Here is a 16,036-nt window from a genome sequence, read left to right as displayed (position 1 = left end):
TTTCATCAGGGTCCAAAGCTCTATTGTTCCTCAATTTACCTTGTAATTGACCGTAAACGGATTCGCGTGGGTTTGATGAATAGGTGATAATAGCGCGCTTGAATTTTCGGTTGGAATGAGCGCCCATGCGTTGGATTGGATTGTTGGCTGTGTTGTTGGGGTGGAGCGTGCTCGCGCAGGCGCAATCACTGGACACGGTGCAGGTACCGGTGGATGGCCGTGGCGAAGCACAACGGCAGGATGCGTTGGCGCAGGGTCTGGAGCAGATGTTGGTGCGGCTGAGCGGGCAGCGTGATGTGCTCGATGAGAGCGTAGCTAGCGAGGCAGCGACGCAGTTGGATCGTTGGGTGACTCGCTACGATTACAGTAATCTAGAGGACGGTCGTAGTGCCTTGCAGGCCCGCTACGATGTGAATGGCCTGATGGCCTTCATGGCAGACAGGGGGGCTTCGGTATGGAGCATGCCCCGCTCACGGGTGCTGCTCTGGCTGGTGAATCAGGGCGCAGGCCGTGGTGAAATGGTGGTGGAAGACCATCCGCTGTACGCACATCTAATCGCTGAAGCCCAGCGCCGTGGGCTGACTCTGGTTATCCCCGAGTGGGACAATCAAGATCAGGAGCGCCTGAATGTGGCTGACGTCCGTGGCCGTTTCGATCAGCAGTTACATGATGCCTCCAGTCGTTATCCCCATGAATTAATTGCCGCTGCGGTGCTTTATCAGGGGGAACCGGCCACAGTGAATTGGCGGGTATTGAAGGACAAGACGGTCCTAGAAGAGGGCAGGGAAAAGACCGCGAACAGCGAGGATGCGGTGACGGCTTTGATCGATAACGTCACCGACCAGTTGGCCGAGCGCTATGGCGTGAAAGGAGAGATGACGGATCTGCGCACGTTGCTGGTGGTGGATGAGGTTGATCAGCTCCAGGACTGGTTTGCGCTGCAGCAATTTCTGGGAGGCCTGAGCGGGATGCGCCGCGCCTCACTGGAGCAAGTGTCTGCGACTACGCTGACCTTTAGGCTGGATTTCAGTGCCAGTGATGAGCAGCTACGCAATTTGCTCGAGCTGTCTCCTCGGTTGCAGGCCTGTCCAGATGCTGTCGTGTCTGGCCCCCAATGGCATTATTGCTGGCGTTGAACCCATGAGCGCGCAACTTCCTTTGGCCCTGCAGCTCCGTGAGGGTAACGCTCTGGATAATTTCCAGTCGGGCCCGAACGGCGCTGCCGTGGCCGGATTATATGAGGCGGTGCAGGGGGCTGATCGGCAGGCCTTTTTCTGGGCGGGTGACGGGCAGGGGAAAAGCCATTTGCTAGAAGGCGCGGTGCGTCTGGCTCAACACAATGGCTTGGATGCCTGCCTGTTGCCCGCCCGTGAGATTATTCCACTAGTGCCTGAGGTGCTGGAATCCATGGAGCAGTTTGGGCTACTGGCCATTGATGATTGCCAGTTGTTCGCCGGCCTGCCTGCCTGGGAGGAGGCTCTGTTTCATCTTTATAATCGGTTGATGTCCTTGGGGGGGCGGCTGTTGGTTACCGCCAATGCGTCGCCTGCAGCCATGGGGCTAATGTTGCCCGATCTGGCCACTCGCTTGGCGGCAGGGCCTGTTTATCGGTTGATGTCTCTTGAAGATGATGACTTGCAGGCGTTATTACAGGAGAGGGCCAAGGCGAGGGGATTGCGACTAGAGCCGGAAGTTGCTCATTATATTGTATTGCGTAGCGAGCGCTCTGCGGGTGCTTTAATGGCTCTGCTGGCAAAACTCGATCGCTTGGCCTTGGCGCAGCAGCGCCCTGTCACTATTCCTTTTGTTAAGTATGCGTTGGGCTGGTGAAACGATGGCTTAAGGCGCTTGTAAAGAACTCCTTCCTTACTTGATTTTGAGCGGCGGGTTCGACCCCTACGACGAGGTGAAGAGGGGGCTCTTTTGAGGGCATTCCGGTTGCCCTTCGAGATGTATCCCTTCAGCGAACGGCAATAACCCGTGCCTGCATTGGCGGCCCCTGCGGGCTCCAATGATGGCTTTCGCGCTTATTTTATTTATGCCTTATCTTCTTACTATACTTCGGTTTTAGACCCACTCCGGTGCCTTGTGCTTGCTGACCGCTAACGGTCTGTAATCATTTATACTCGGGGGGCAAGCCGTTAAGGAGAGGTGAATGGATATCAGTGCTGGTTGGGGCCTTGTTGTCATTGGTAGTGGCCCTGCGGGAGAGGCGGCTGCCATGCAGGCCGCCAAAAAAGATTTGAAAGTAGCCATTATTGAAGAGCAGTCGTCACTGGGTGGGAATTGTACCCATTGGGGCACTATTCCCTCCAAGGCTCTGCGTCATCAGGTGCGGCAGGTGATTCGTACCCAGCGTAACCCTTTGCTGCGGGGGATTCTCAAGCCCCGAGAAATTCGCTGGCAGGACTTGATTGCCCGTACCCGGGAAGTGATTGATTCACAGGTTCAAGTTAGAACAGACTTTTACGTGCGTAACCGAGTCACCGTGTTTGCCGGTCGCGGAGAAATTCTTTCACCAAATGAGGTTCGGGTAGACGATCACGAGGGCCGCCAGCACTTACTCAAAACGGATAATATTTTGGTGGCTACCGGTTCTCGACCTTATCACCCGGAGGATGTGGATTTTTCCCATCCGCGTATCTATGACTCGGACACCATTTTGACCATGGACCATACGCCACGGCATATCCTAATTTATGGTGCTGGGGTGATCGGTTCGGAATATGCCTGCATCTTTACAGGGCTGGGTATCCGGGTGGACTTGGTGAACTCTCGCGAGCACTTGCTGGATTTTTTGGATACAGAAATTTCCGATGCACTCAGTTATCACCTGCGTGAGCAAGGCTGTACCATTCGCCAAGGAGAACACTATAAGCGGGTGACGGCCGATGACGATGGTGTAACCCTGGAGCTGGAATCCGGCAAAAAGCTGCGTGCGGATGCCTTGCTATGGTGCAACGGTCGTTCCGGTAATACACAGAATATTGGTCTGGAAAATGTGGACGTCAAAGCCAATGACCGTGGACAGCTTAAGGTTAACGAACGCTACCAGACCGAGACAGATAACCTCTATGCGGTGGGGGATGTGGTGGGTTGGCCGTCATTGGCCAGTGCATCCTATGACCAAGGGCGCTTTTGTGCGGCGGCCATCGCCGGCGATGAAGTCCGCCAGGTAACGGATGTGCCTACGGGCATTTACACCATCCCAGGGATCAGCAGTGTGGGGCGTACGGAACAGGAGCTGACCGAGGCCAAGGTGCCTTATGATGTGGGGCAGGCTTTTTTCAAGAATCTGGCTCGTGCGCAGATAACCGGTGAACGGGTAGGGATGCTGAAGATCCTGTTTCACCGAGAGACATTGGCGGTGCTGGGTATTCACTGTTTTGGTTATCAGGCCATGGAGATCGTCCATGTGGGGCAGGCCATCATGCGCCAGCCAGGTGAAAACAATACGCTGGAGTACTTTATTGATACCACCTTTAACTACCCGACTATGGCGGAAGCGTATCGGGTTGCGGCGATCAATGGGATAAACCGTATAAAAAGGTGACGTATCTACAAAGCGACAAAACGCGGTATGGTTTCTTCTGCTTCTCAAGGACGATCCCGCGTTTTGCACTTAACGGCGAGGCTGCTTAGCTCTGGCAATAACCTTTAATGTAAGTGTTGGTTTGTTACTTTTCTGTCAGCGTTGCTGTTTTCCGGCTTCGATAAAAAACTCCCGGTTATTCTGCCTTGCTTGACTGTTTTTGCGCACCAGCACTTGGGTAGCGCCGCTGCCACCACGGTTGGCTGGGGTGCTGTGGTAGGCTAGTACTAGGCGACTTTCTTCCAGCCAGTGCATCACATAGCTTTTCAGAAACCCGGGGCGCTCACTATGAAGACCCTTGCCGTGGCTGATCAAGACGGTCCGCATGCCATTGTTGTGGGCGTTTTCTAGAAACGCCTGGACCTGATTGCGTGCCTCCAGGAGGCGAACTCGGTGCAGGTCCAGTACATCCTGAGCATCATATTTACCCAAGCGTAATTTGCGATAAACGCCTTCCTGCACCCCATCTTTCTTCAGCCCAACGATGTCCAGAGGACCGATTTGTGGTACTAACTCAGGGACCGTTAGTGGGTTGTTGTCTTTACGGTCGTCAACGGCGGCGGCGCGGCGTAATTGTTCGCGGATAGAGTCTTTGCGATGGGGCGCACGTTCCTGAACTCGGTTGTCCGGTTTAATCGGCGTTACATCTGCCATTTCTCGGCGGAAAAGGTCATCATCGGAGGCCATGGAACTGTGCTCCATAAGTTTCATTTCGACTGATGTGTAATGGTACACAAAGCGGGCGGAAACTGGCAGTGAGAGGTTCTTTGGGAGGGGTGAGATGGAACGTCGACGATTTAGCCGGCCCAGGCTCCGGGTGAACGTGCAAGCGTGTACCGATCAGCGACCAATAGGGCATATCCTCAACATCACCGATCAAGGTGTTTGCTTAGTGGGAAAGGGTATGCCGCCCAAAACCTTACAATCCCTTGTGCTGAAGCTGCCTTTCAAACTCTCTGGGCTGCTCGAGCTGCATGTGGAGGCCGAACCGTTATGGCATCGTTATTTGGACAACGGCCATTGGCGGAGTGGATTTCGTCTTACTATGGATGATGATACGGCTATCATTTTGACTACGCTGGTGAGCCGTTATGGGGAATAGTGGAGTTTGCTCCGGTTGCCTATAGCAATATATCAGCAGCTGCGATGCCCTGTGCATCGCAGCTCTCTACCGTATAGCGCCACTATAGTGAATCCAGTGGGGAAGAATTAGTAAGCCTGTGGACGTTGGCGATCTGGGCGGTCATTGTCTTCATTTGTATCGTGCCTGTGACGTTTCGCCTCTCGCTGGCGGCGTTCACGCTCTGCACGTTTGTGTTCTTCTTCCCATTCATTTGGGTCGTAGTCATCAAATTGGCGACGACTCATGCTGCTACTCTCTATTCCAGCGTTAAAGAAGTTTCTCTAGTTGGAGGCCTGCTGCGTGTTTAACGCTGGAAGCCTGTGACTGGAATATATAGCACTAAAAAGTGTGGTGTAGAAGAGCAAAGGGCACCATTTATCGGTGCCCGCTCATGGCTGCAAGGCAGTGCCGGCATTAGTTGCCGTAAGTCTGATCCAGATAGTGAAGAATAGCTTCGGATTCGAACAGCTCTTCGCCGGTATTCGGATCTACCAGATAGGGAACGGCAATCCTTCCAGCCCGAGCCAGTAGGTCTATCCGGTTGCGTTGACTAGGGGAGTAGTCCATATCGAGAGACTTACGGACCACCGGTAACACCCAATCCTTCCACTGATCACGGCCGCACTGGCGCAGCAAGTAAGGGAGCTGCAATTCAGTCAATCGCTCGCGAACCAAACGGGCAAAGGGGCTGGCTTCGAACGAATACAGTTCCAGAGCTTGCTCCGGGGCGCGGCTGCTCCGGGTGCGAATGCCATGACCACCGCGGGGAGCGGAGGCGGCAATTGCGGCGGCTGTGCGTAGACGTAGCTGCCAACTTTTCGGGGCAGGACGGCCTCCATACTGCTGATAGAGATACTCGATAATGTCGGCAGATCCATAAAGGGCTTCGCCGGTATTGGGGTCCATCAAATAGGGGAATTGCTGCTTGCCGCCTAAGCGTTCTACCAGCGGTCGGTAACGGTCGCCCCCCTTAGGGCAGGGGAGGATCATTACGTCTATATCTAAATCAGTTAGCGCCTCGCGAACCAGCCGACAGAAAGGGCAACCCTCCATTTCATAGAGCTCCAGCGGCTCTTGCGGATGTTTGCTATGGCCTTTAGTGGCTATACCGCGCCCTTGTTGTAGCGTGGAAGATAATAGTGAACGAAAAACTTCTGTGCTGTGTGACATGGCGAGTACTCCTGAAACGAATTGCAGCGACATTAGCATGTGCAAGAAGCCATTCATTGGCCGTAGTGACGGGTGATTTACCAACGGCTTGCGGTCTTGCCCATTCCGCTCACAGCCCTTGTTAACTCATGTCATTGAGAGATCGGGGTGGCTGGGGCACTCTTGCCCACCTATACCGGGCAATACGCCCTTCATAACCCGTCAGCCCAATGCTGATACATGCCTGAGGCAAGAGGAAGGTTCCATGACCGAAGCCTATATCTATGATGCCATTCGTACTCCCCGTGGTCGGGGTAAGAAAGATGGCTCTTTGCATACGGTTAAGCCGCTGGATCTCGTAGTAGGCCTGATCGATGAAGTAAAAGATCGTTTTCCAAATATGGATACCAATAGCATTGATGATGTGCTGTTGGGTGTGGTGACTCCGGTCGGTGACCAGGGTGCCTGTATTGCCAAAACAGCAGCTCTGGCTGCTGGGTTGCCAGATACTGTAGCGGGTTTGCAGATGAACCGTTTCTGCGCCTCTGGCCTGGAAGCAGTGAATACCGGTGCCCAGAAAGTGGCCTCCGGTTGGGATGACCTGATTCTCGCCGGTGGTGTGGAATCCATGAGCCGTATCCCCATGGGCTCTGACGGTGGTGCCTGGGCAATGGACCCGATCACCAACTACAAGACTGGCTTTGTTCCCCAGGGGATTGGCGCGGATCTGATTGCCACTCTCGAAGGCTGGAGCCGCCGTGATGTGGACGAATTTGCTGCTGAGTCCCAGGCCCGTGCTGTGAATGCGTGGGAAAAGGGTTATTTCGATAAATCTGTGGTGCCGGTGAAAGACATTAACGGCATGACAGTGCTGGATCGTGACGAGCACGTTCGCGCGGGCACCACTGCTGATGCGCTGGCAGGCCTGAACCCGTCTTTCGCAATGATGGGCGAAATGGGCGGTTTTGATGCGGTTGCTTTGCAGAAGTATCACTGGGTGGAAAAGATTAACCACGTTCACCACGCAGGTAACTCCTCCGGTATCGTGGATGGTGCTTCTCTGCTGGTGCTGGGTAACGAAAAAGTGGGCAAGGACTTCGGCATGAAAGCCCGTGGCCGGATTGTCAGCACCGCGATCAGTGGTGCCGATCCCACCATCATGTTGACGGGCCCAGGTCCGGCGGCTAAGAAAGCGCTGGCGAAAGCCGGCTTGAAAGCCAGCGATATTGATCTGTGGGAAATCAACGAAGCCTTTGCGGCGGTCGCCATGCGCTTTATGAAAGACATGGACATCACCCCGGACGTTACCAACGTCAATGGTGGCTCCATCGCCATGGGCCACCCGTTGGGAGCTACTGGCGCCATGATTGTGGGTATTGCACTGGATGAACTCGAGCGCCGCGACAAGAAGTTCGCATTGTGCACCCTGTGTGTGGGCGGTGGCATGGGTATCGCTACCATCATCGAGCGTCTGTAAACCGCGTCGAACGATTTCGGAGTAAAGATATGAGTGAACAAACTGCTATTCGTTGGGAAAAAGACGCGGACAATATTGTCGTTCTGACCCTGGATGATCCCAACCAGTCCGCCAACACCATGAATGAGCTGTACGGCAAGTCCATGGCAGCGGTCGTTGAGCGTCTGGAGAAAGAAAAAGATGAAATTGCTGGGGTGATCATTACCTCTGCGAAAAAAACTTTCTTTGCCGGTGGCGACCTGCGTGACTTACTGAAGGCGCGTAAGGAAGATGGCCCGCAGTTTATGGCCGGAATGGCCCAGCTTAAAAGTCAGCTGCGTACGCTGGAAACACTCGGCAAGCCAGTGGTTGCGGCCATGAATGGCACGGCTTTGGGTGGCGGTTTGGAAATCGCCTTGGCCTGTCATCACCGCATTGCTATCAATGATAAATCTGCGCAGTTTGGTCTGCCTGAAGTATCCCTGGGCTTGCTGCCCGGTGGCGGTGGCGTGACTCGCGTGGTACGCATGCTGGGTATTCAGGATGGCCTGATGAAGGTGCTGATGCAGGGTCAGCGCATGAAAGCGGAGAAAGCGCAGAAGGTCGGGCTGATCGACGAGCTGGTAGCAGATCGTGACGAAATGATGGCCAAGGCTCGTGAGTGGATTAAGGCCAACCCGAAAGCCCAGCAACCCTGGGACCAGAAAGGTTACAAAATTCCCGGTGGTGACCCGAAGAACCCTAAGTTTGCGGCTAACTTGCCGGCTTTCCCAGCGAACCTGAAGAAACAACTGAAGGGCGCTAACTATCCGGCCCCGCTGGCAATCATGTCTGCGGCCATCGAAGGTGCGGCAGTAGATTTTGATAGCGCCGCTCTTATTGAAGGTCGTTATTTCCTTTCTTTGGTGACCAGTCAGGTTGCCAAGAACATGATTACCGCCTTCTTCTTCAACTTGCAGGCCATCAATGGTGGCGCGAGCCGTCCGGATGGGGTTGAAAAATTCCGTGCTGAGAAGGTCGGGGTTTTAGGTGCCGGCATGATGGGCGCAGGCGTGGCCTATGTAACGGCTCGCTCTGGTGCGCAGGTGGTGTTGAAGGATGTTTCCGCCGAGAATGCGGAAAAGGGTAAAGACTATTCCCGTAAGCTTCTCGACAAGGAAATCTCCAAGGGCAAGATGACCCAGGAGAAGAAAGAGGAAATCCTTGGACGTATTACCGCCACCGCCGATGCGAAAGACCTGGAAGGCGTGGATTTTGTGATTGAAGCTGTGTTCGAAAACACTGAGCTGAAGCACAAGGTTTTCCAGGAAATCGAAGACGTGGTTAATCCGGATGCGGTGTTGGGTTCTAACACCTCTTCGCTGCCGATCACTGGCTTGGCCCAGGGCGTTAAGAAGCAGAATAACTTCATTGGTATTCATTTCTTCAGCCCGGTGGACAAGATGCCGCTGGTGGAAATTATCTGCGGTAAAGATACTAGCCCGGAAGCGTTGGCCAAGACCTACGACTACTGCTTGCAGATCAAGAAAACCCCGATCGTGGTCAACGATGCCCGTGGCTTCTTCACCACCCGCGTCATTGGTACTTTCGTCAATGAAGGCATCGCTATGCTGGGTGAGGGCGTCAGTGCCCAGTCCATTGAGCAGGCGGCGATGCAGGCAGGCTATCCGGTGGGTACCCTTAATCTGATCGATGAAATCAACATGGAAACCGCACTGAAGATTGGTAATGCGGCCCGTGATGATGCCAAGCGTGAAGGGGTTGAGCCGCCGCCAGAGCATCCCGCTGAAGTGGTCATGAAAAAGATGGTCGAAGAGCTGGGCCGTCCAGGCAAGTTGCAAGGTAAAGGCTTTTACGAGTATCCAGAAAACGGCAAGAAGCACCTGTGGTCCGGTTTGGCTGATGCCTTCGGTGGCAGCAAAGATATGCCGTTCGAGGATATCAAAGAGCGAATGATGTTCATTGAGTCCATCGAAGCGGTGAAATGCTTTGACGAAGGTGTGATTGACTCAGTAGCGGATGCCAATATCGGTTCTATCTTTGGTATCGGCTTCCCGGCCTGGTCTGGTGGTGTGATGCAGTACATCAACCAGTACGAAGGCGGCCTGAGCGGCTTTGTTGCACGGGCTGAGGAACTGGCCAAGCTCTACGGTGAGCGTTTCACCCCGCCAGCTTCTCTGGTAGAAAAAGCGAAAAAAGGCGAAATCTACAAGTAACCCTTGAGATATCGTTCCATAAAAAAAGCCCGGCTTATCCAGCCGGGTTTTTTTTGTGTTAATTTATTCACAAGAGAAAACCGGTTGGTGTCTCAATCGGGAGGGAGGAGGAATGTTTGAAGTAAAGACCACGGGAGGAGATCAGCCGGCGGTGGGAGAAAGCTGAGTGCTGGGGTTTGTAGGGGTGAGCCTGCTGTAAAGCCAGGCGCGTAATACGCTGGGCCGTAAGGGTTTGGGCATCAAAGTATCGCCGCCCGCATCCACGCATTGTTGTAAACAGGCCTCACTGTTGTTTTTAGAAATAAATAGAATGGGGATAGCCGCATTGCCGTTGCGAACGTCTTGAGCCACGGTGAAACCGTCCAGTATGGGGAGTTCTACATCGAGGATCAGTAGACCAATGTCTCGCTGGTGATACAGGCGCAGTGCGGCCTCACCGTCTGCGGCCAACACATATCGGTGGCCTAGTTCTTCGATGATGCGACAGATGATCAGGCTGACAGCCTTGTTACTTTCAACGACAAGAACATTCATCACTAATTTTTATCGCAGACAGCGCAGGAGAACAAGTGTGGTGTTTATGTGAAGCTGCTTTTTCCGATCTGAAGTGCTTTTAACCCTCCAGACGGGGTAGACAGTATGTTAATTTCGGCCAGTTTCATTATGATTGACGCTCCCGGGCTCTTCAAAGCGGCAGGCCGGCAGATACTAGGCGTGCCGATAATAATGCTGACGGGTGCGATTTCGCTTAATGGCAGTGCCAAAGGTGTGAGGGTGGAGGTCGATGTACCATCGCAGAACGATCAATATTAATCGGGTGGTGAAGTTGTTACAGGGTGCGGCTCGTTCCGGTGCCAGCATTCCCGAGATTTTGGACCAGTGTAATATTCCACGGCAATTGCTGGATGATCCGGAGGGAACCATTGAGCGGGACACCTTTATCCGCATGATGCTGCTGATCATGACCCAGACTCAGGATGAGTTCCTGGGTTTTGGCCAGGGACGAAAATCCAAGCCCGGCACCTTCTCCATGATGGCCCATGCGGTGATCAACTGCCCGAACCTGGGCTCAGCCGTAGAGCGGGGGATTCGTTTCTACGACTTATTCGAACTGAGCTTGCAGTCGCGTATTGAGCGTGATGGCGATGTGGCGAAGTTAGTCGTGGAAGCCGATCCCAGGTTGGACTTCCGCGAAGTCATTATTGAGGCGTCGCTGTTTATTTGGCTGCGTTTTATGAGCTGGTTGGTGGGCAAAGCCATTGAACCTAAACTGGTGACGCTGGATTACTCCGATGTGCGTAATGGTGAGGAGCATCGATTCCTGTTCGATTGCCCTATTGAGTACCAAGCCGATGCCAATGAGGTGACGTTCCGGGCTGACTTCCTCGATTTGCCACTGGTACAAAATGATCTTTCTCTCTCCAAGTTTCTAAAAGAATCTTTGGCTCAGCTGTTTGACGGTAATATTCACAATGTGGGATTACCGGCCCAGATTCGCGCGATTATTTCTAACGAATACGGCAATAGCTTTCCGGATTTCACGGAAATTTGCGGCAAGTTGAACATGACCCCGCAAACCCTGCGGCGCCGGCTCAAAGAAGCCAACACTAGCTACCAGGAGATTAAGGATGCTATCCGTAAAGATGCGTCGGTCTATTATCTCTCCAAACCAGATCTCAGCATCGACGAAATCGCGTTGCTGATGGGCTTTAGTGAAGCAAGCTCTTTTCACCGGGCCTTCAAGAAGTGGACCGGGAAAACGCCGTCCAATTTCCGGCGAGAGCATTTTGGCGTCAATCTGTAGCTAGGGCACGATGCTTCCTCTTACTAACGATTAGCTCTGAGACGTCCATGACAGTTAATGATGCCGACACGGCACGGCTGCTGGTGACCTGCCCGGATAAACCCGGGATCATCAGTGCGGTGAGCACCTTCTTGTATAACCACGGTGCCAACATCACCGATTTCGATCAGCATTCCAGCGATGCCCACGGCGGCACCTTCTTCTTGCGCTTGGAATTTCAGACACCGGAACTGGACTGTTCTCGGGAGGCACTACGCAATAACTTTGCCAATCGGGTGGCTGAACCCTATGGCATGCAGTGGCAAATCAGCTACGCCAGTGAGAAAAAACGTATGGGAGTGTTGGTGTCTCGGCATGACCATGTGCTCATGGATCTGCTCTGGCGCACCTCCCGTGGCGACTTGCCTGCCACCATTCCTATTGTGATTAGCAATCACGATGATCTGCGCGACGAAGTCGAGCGTTTTGGCATCGAGTATCACCATATCCCGGTCAGTGCAGACAATAAGGCCGAAGCGGAAGCCGAGGCTTTGGCCAAGCTTGACGGTAAAGTGGATGTGGTGGTGTTGGCCCGTTATATGCAGATCCTTAGTTCAAACTTTGTGTCTCATTACCCGCATCGTGTCATCAACATTCATCACTCTTTCCTGCCGGCCTTTGTGGGGGCGAACCCTTATCAGCAGGCCCACGACAAGGGGGTGAAGTTGATCGGTGCTACCAGCCACTATGTAACGGAAGACCTGGACCAGGGGCCCATTATCGAGCAAAACGTGCAGCGTGTTAGCCACCGCCATTCCGCTTCGGAGTTGCGTTCATTGGGGCAGGACGTGGAGCGGCAGGTGATGTTGCGTGCGGTGCGTTGGCACCTTGAAGACCGGGTAATCGTGGACGGTAACAAAACGGTGGTATTTGTGAAGTAGTGTAGAGCGCTCCATGCAAAGGGGCATTCCCGCTGCCGTATGGCTCATGGCGGGAGTCGCCTTGACTGGCGAAACTGATGTTCAAACAAAATCCGGGCTTTTGTTCAGTGCGTCCCGGCTATGCCATAGCCTCATCTTAATATTTAGCTCATCCATGCCACCGAACCCGTTCGGGCCATTTTCCGCCCGCCTCATCTGGGCTTCAGCGTAGAAATCCCATCCAGAGTGGGCGAGAAGACACCAGCGTACAGGGCTTAGGATCAGCGGCAGTCTGTTTTCATTATTGATCGAGCCGCTGTGATAAGGACAATGGGCAGCATTGTAATCAGCGCGAGAGCTCCATGCACAGTGACTTGTTGAATTCCCAGTCCGAGACCTTGCTGGCCCTGTGTCGACCGGGCTTTGAGGCTGACCTGGCTGCCGAATTGAATTTCCACGCGGCAGATCAAATGGTGGCCGGTTATCCCCGCGCTACCGCCAATAGTGGGTATGTGCTCTGGCATAGCCAACAAGGCTCGTTGGCGAGCCTGCAAGAAAGCGGCTTGATCTTTGCCCGCACGCTAAGTGTATGCGAGGGCGAGTTTAGCGATATAGGCGACGACCGTATCAGTGCTTTGTGGCCTTTGTTGGAAGCCGCAGGCCCCTTTAGTGAGCTATATCTTGAACACCCGGATACCAATGAAGGACGCGAGCTGCAGCGGTTCTTGCGTGGTTTTCGCAAGGCATTGGAACCTCGGTTGAAGAAAGTCGGCTTGCTGCGCCGCCAAGCGAAACAGCGGCTACATCTTTTTTTCAGTGATTCACACAATGGTTGGGTTGGCACCAGCCCCAGCGCTGTGCCGCTTGTAGAAGGTGGTGTGTTGCGCTTGCGATTACCTGCAGAAGCGCCGAGCCGTTCGGCACTAAAAGTGGAAGAGGCGTTGATACGTTTCTTTGGTAGTGCCGATGCGTTAAACGCCAAAACAGCGGTGGACTTGGGGGCGGCCCCGGGGGGCTGGAGCTGGCAACTGGCCCGACGGGGCATTCGTGTGCAGGCGGTGGACCACGGCAAGATGGCCCCCCGGCTGCTGGACGAATACCCGGTGCAGCATGTCTACGGTGATGCCTTTACTTGGCGCCCGCGCAGTAAGGTGGATCTGGTGGTGTGCGATGTGGTGGACAAGCCTGCCCGTACTTTGCAACACATGGAAAAGTGGCTTACCCAGGGTTGGGCCACCGCGGCATTGTTTAATCTGAAACTGCCGATGAAACGCCGATTCCAAGAAACGTGGCAATTGTTGGAAAAACTGACTGCGGCCATGGAGCGCATGGATCACCTGGGTGAGCCGGTAATTAAGGCCGCGCACCTGTATTACGATCGTGAAGAGATTACCGTCTGGGCCAGCTTTCATCGGAGCTACTGATCGTGAGTACTGAGCGCGGTCGTGGCGCTGCGCTATTCGCTACCCTGGGTATGCTGTACTTCGCCCAAGGCTTGCCAGCTGGCTTGCTGGGCAAGTCCATGCCCGCGCTGGCTAGGGATGCGGGCCTGTCACCAGAATGGATCGGCTTGCTGGCATTGCCCGCCGTGCCGTGGGCCTTGAAGTTTATCTGGGCGCCCTGGGTGGATCGCTGGGGGAGTGGCCGCCCCAATCACCGTAAACGCTGGATCCTGGCCTGCCTGACCGGGGTTGTGACGGTGCTGGCCTGTGCGGCCTTGCTGCCGCAAGGTTGGCTGTTCGGCCCCGGTTTTGCGGTGCTTATCGTGATGTTGTTTTTACTTAACCTGTTCAGCGCAACCCAGGATATTGCCACCGATGGCTTAGCAGCACGCTTACTGACTCCAGAGCTACGGGGCCTGGGTAACAGTGTGCAGGTTAGTGGCTACAAAATAGGCATGATCCTGGGCAGTGGCGCTCTGTTGATGTTGGTTGGGGTATTGGGGTGGCAGGCCACACTGCTGGCGATCATTGTCATGCTGTTGCTAGTGGCGTTCACGGCCTGGCGATTTGACGAGCCCCTTGAGCCTGTGCGGCCGCGCAAACCGGTGACACCCCGATGGTGGCTTCGCCAGTTAGCGCTGTTCTGGCGTAGGCCGGGGTTGGGCGTGTGGCTGGTGATCCTGCTGGCCTATAAGGTGGGCGATGGCTTCGGCACCCGCATGATCAAACCTTTTCTGGTCGACAGTCACTGGACGTTGGCGGAAATCGGTGGCTTAGACCTGGTGACGTCATTGGCCGGCTTGGCAGGGGCAGGCTTGGCGGGGCTGGTGATGATGCGATTAAGTCGTCGTGTGGCGCTGTTCGGTTTTGCCGGTTTGCAGGCGCTGTCATTTATCGGCTGGTGGTGGGTGGCTGCCTGGGGTCCAGACCCTGCAGCTGAGCCGTGGATCTGGGCGGTGGCATTGTTTGAGCAATGGGCGGATGGCTTGTCCACGGTGGCCCTGTTTGTGGTGATGATGGATTACTGCCGTAGCGGCCATGAGGGCAGTGATTATACCGTGCAGGCTTCGGTGCAATTGTTCGCGGTGGGAGCCTTTACTTTGGCCAGTGGATTCAGCGTGGCGTGGCTGGGCTATGCGTCGCATTTCCTGCTGGCTGCGATTCTCAGTGCAGTCGTTATAATGGCTGCCTTTTTCTGGCAGCCACCGGTGGCTGCCCATGGTGCACCACGAGGAGAGCCCTGATGTCATTGGATGCCCAACACGAACTCGATGCCACCGGCCTGTTATGCCCTGAGCCTGTGATGATGCTGCACAACAAGGTGCGGGACATGCAGCCCGGCGAAGTGTTGGCGGTGCGCGCTACCGACCCTTCCACTGAACGGGATATTCCGAAATTCTGCCAGTTTCTCGGTCATAGCCTGGTTGATCAGCAACGCGATGGTGAGTTGTTCTTGTATTGGATCAAGAAGAAAGAGGGCTAATTGAACACGGCTACGCTAGCTGCAACGGGTTCAATTAGCGCTCATCATTTCATCGAATACCGCGCGGCAGTGTTCAGCTTTTCGCCAGAATAGCCACTGCCGCCAGCGCTTCCGGGTCTCTCTCCTTCAATTTATTGGCTATGCCGTGCTGGAAGAAATAGCGAAAGGCCGGTAGCGACTGTGCTGTGGTCAGGCATTCTGCACCGGGCAAAATCGGTGTCTCAACCGGGTCGTTTTCTTGTGCCACCATGGCTGACAGGGTGCCATCAGCAAACAGCTTCCAACTCACCACCTCCATCAGACTAATGGTGTGGAAATCATCGTCGGAAAACACCGCATGGGTGCCGATGGTGTCCGGGATTTCCTGAATAGCTTGCTCGCCGGGCTGGGGCTTGCCGAAAAACGACAGGGCGGCATCCATCTCTTTAACCTTATGTTCAGGCGCATCGACAAACAAATAATCGCTGCCAGGTAGTCGGTAACCTTCCCAGCGTCCATTCAGTGGGTCAGCCAGCGCCATGGCGGTGACCGGCTCCTTGAGCCAGGGAACCATGGCTACGGTGTCACCATTGGCCAGTCGCGCCCAAGCGAGCACTTTTAAAGAGAATAATTTGTCGGGGTGGTGGTCGTTGGCATATAGCAGCTCGATGCCATCGTATTCCGGAGATAAACGCAAAATAGGGGGCTTGGCCGCTTTGCGGCGTGGAGGGAAGGAAACAACATTGTTTCCGCCTGGGTGTTGCCGGTTCGCCTGAGTCATGGGCTTCTCCCGGTACGTTACCTTAGGGCGTGAGCGCGATCTCAGTAAATCGCTCGGCACGGCCCGTTAATTCACGTTAGCCTGTCATGCGGTGCCATGCAAGCGGGTGCAG

At 54.5% G+C, this 16,036-nt stretch carries 16 protein-coding genes; 11 read left to right on the top strand and 5 right to left on the bottom strand.

Translation table 11 applies throughout. The features are described 5' to 3' along the window. Positions 1 to 125 precede the first annotated feature (125 nt). From AS19_RS08140 to sthA, 3 genes are all read left to right on the top strand, one after another. Positions 126 to 1,136 (top strand): DUF2066 domain-containing protein, encoded by a 1,011-nt coding sequence (locus tag AS19_RS08140; RefSeq protein WP_082116361.1) that lies wholly within the window; start codon positions 126 to 128, stop codon positions 1,134 to 1,136. A gap of 4 nt (positions 1,137 to 1,140) precedes the next feature. Beyond that, positions 1,141 to 1,830 (top strand): DnaA regulatory inactivator Hda, encoded by a 690-nt coding sequence (gene hda, locus AS19_RS08135; RefSeq protein WP_035460277.1) that lies wholly within the window; start codon positions 1,141 to 1,143, stop codon positions 1,828 to 1,830. Positions 1,831 to 2,155: 325 nt separating this feature from the next. After that, positions 2,156 to 3,553, top strand: coding sequence for a Si-specific NAD(P)(+) transhydrogenase (gene sthA / locus AS19_RS08130; RefSeq protein WP_011588851.1), 1,398 nt, complete (start codon positions 2,156 to 2,158; stop codon positions 3,551 to 3,553). Positions 3,554 to 3,688: 135 nt separating this feature from the next. Here the strand turns inward: sthA and smrA are convergent, their stop codons facing one another. Continuing rightward, on the bottom strand, positions 3,689 to 4,279 hold the full coding sequence (gene smrA, locus AS19_RS08125; protein ID WP_011588850.1) for a DNA endonuclease SmrA: 591 nt from the start codon (positions 4,277 to 4,279) through the stop codon (positions 3,689 to 3,691). A 217-nt stretch (positions 4,280 to 4,496) separates the two neighbouring features. Here smrA and AS19_RS08120 point away from each other — a divergent pair, with 217 nt between their 5' ends. After that, positions 4,497 to 4,694 (top strand): hypothetical protein, encoded by a 198-nt coding sequence (locus tag AS19_RS08120; protein WP_035460280.1) that lies wholly within the window; start codon positions 4,497 to 4,499, stop codon positions 4,692 to 4,694. Positions 4,695 to 4,801: 107 nt separating this feature from the next. On the opposite strand, the gene AS19_RS14090 is transcribed toward AS19_RS08120, so the two are convergent. Then, positions 4,802 to 4,960, bottom strand: coding sequence for a hypothetical protein (locus tag AS19_RS14090; RefSeq protein WP_155849252.1), 159 nt, complete (start codon positions 4,958 to 4,960; stop codon positions 4,802 to 4,804). Between the two features lie 169 nt (positions 4,961 to 5,129). Further along, entirely contained in the window at positions 5,130 to 5,885 is a 756-nt protein-coding gene (locus tag AS19_RS08115) for a glutathione S-transferase N-terminal domain-containing protein (RefSeq protein WP_011588849.1), read from the bottom strand. 244 nt (positions 5,886 to 6,129) lie between these two features. Here AS19_RS08115 and AS19_RS08110 point away from each other — a divergent pair, with 244 nt between their 5' ends. Together AS19_RS08110 and AS19_RS08105 are read left to right on the top strand one after the other, a co-directional pair. Beyond that, entirely contained in the window at positions 6,130 to 7,341 is a 1,212-nt protein-coding gene (locus AS19_RS08110) for an acetyl-CoA C-acetyltransferase (RefSeq protein ID WP_011588848.1), read from the top strand. A gap of 29 nt (positions 7,342 to 7,370) precedes the next feature. After that, positions 7,371 to 9,536 (top strand): 3-hydroxyacyl-CoA dehydrogenase NAD-binding domain-containing protein, encoded by a 2,166-nt coding sequence (locus AS19_RS08105; protein ID WP_011588847.1) that lies wholly within the window; start codon positions 7,371 to 7,373, stop codon positions 9,534 to 9,536. Positions 9,537 to 9,677: 141 nt separating this feature from the next. Here the strand turns inward: AS19_RS08105 and AS19_RS08100 are convergent, their stop codons facing one another. Further along, positions 9,678 to 10,070, bottom strand: a complete 393-nt coding sequence (locus AS19_RS08100; protein ID WP_035460282.1) for a response regulator — start codon at positions 10,068 to 10,070, stop codon at positions 9,678 to 9,680. A 250-nt stretch (positions 10,071 to 10,320) separates the two neighbouring features. On the opposite strand from AS19_RS08100, the gene AS19_RS08095 reads away from it, so the two are divergent. The 5 genes from AS19_RS08095 (at position 10,321) to tusA (ending at position 15,164) form a co-directional block, all read left to right on the top strand. After that, the gene (locus AS19_RS08095) at positions 10,321 to 11,340 is read left to right on the top strand and encodes an AraC family transcriptional regulator (protein ID WP_011588845.1); all 1,020 of its coding nucleotides are present in this window, start codon (positions 10,321 to 10,323) and stop codon (positions 11,338 to 11,340) included. Positions 11,341 to 11,387: 47 nt separating this feature from the next. Next, positions 11,388 to 12,260 carry a formyltetrahydrofolate deformylase gene (purU, locus tag AS19_RS08090; RefSeq protein WP_011588844.1) on the top strand — a complete coding sequence of 291 codons (873 nt, stop codon included), beginning with the start codon at positions 11,388 to 11,390 and terminating at the stop codon, positions 12,258 to 12,260. Positions 12,261 to 12,601: 341 nt separating this feature from the next. Continuing rightward, the gene (gene rlmM, locus AS19_RS08085; RefSeq protein WP_011588843.1) at positions 12,602 to 13,663 is read left to right on the top strand and encodes a 23S rRNA (cytidine(2498)-2'-O)-methyltransferase RlmM; all 1,062 of its coding nucleotides are present in this window, start codon (positions 12,602 to 12,604) and stop codon (positions 13,661 to 13,663) included. 2 nt (positions 13,664 to 13,665) lie between these two features. Next, positions 13,666 to 14,925: an MFS transporter gene (locus tag AS19_RS08080; protein ID WP_082116360.1), complete on the top strand. Its 1,260-nt coding sequence runs from the start codon at positions 13,666 to 13,668 to the stop codon at positions 14,923 to 14,925. Next, a complete protein-coding gene (gene tusA / locus AS19_RS08075) occupies positions 14,925 to 15,164 on the top strand; it encodes a sulfurtransferase TusA (RefSeq protein ID WP_011588841.1) in 240 nt (79 codons plus the stop codon). The genes AS19_RS08080 and tusA overlap by 1 nt, the downstream gene beginning before the upstream one ends. Positions 15,165 to 15,237: 73 nt before the next feature. On the opposite strand, the gene AS19_RS08070 is transcribed toward tusA, so the two are convergent. Continuing rightward, positions 15,238 to 15,924, bottom strand: coding sequence for a hypothetical protein (locus AS19_RS08070; protein ID WP_046961911.1), 687 nt, complete (start codon positions 15,922 to 15,924; stop codon positions 15,238 to 15,240). Positions 15,925 to 16,036 lie beyond the last annotated feature (112 nt).

Source organism: Alcanivorax sp. NBRC 101098, assembly GCF_001010505.1.
GTDB classification, from domain to species: domain Bacteria; phylum Pseudomonadota; class Gammaproteobacteria; order Pseudomonadales; family Alcanivoracaceae; genus Alcanivorax; species Alcanivorax borkumensis.
Note: the sequence above shows the minus strand (reverse complement) of the source record. Positions and strands in the feature narration are given on the sequence as shown.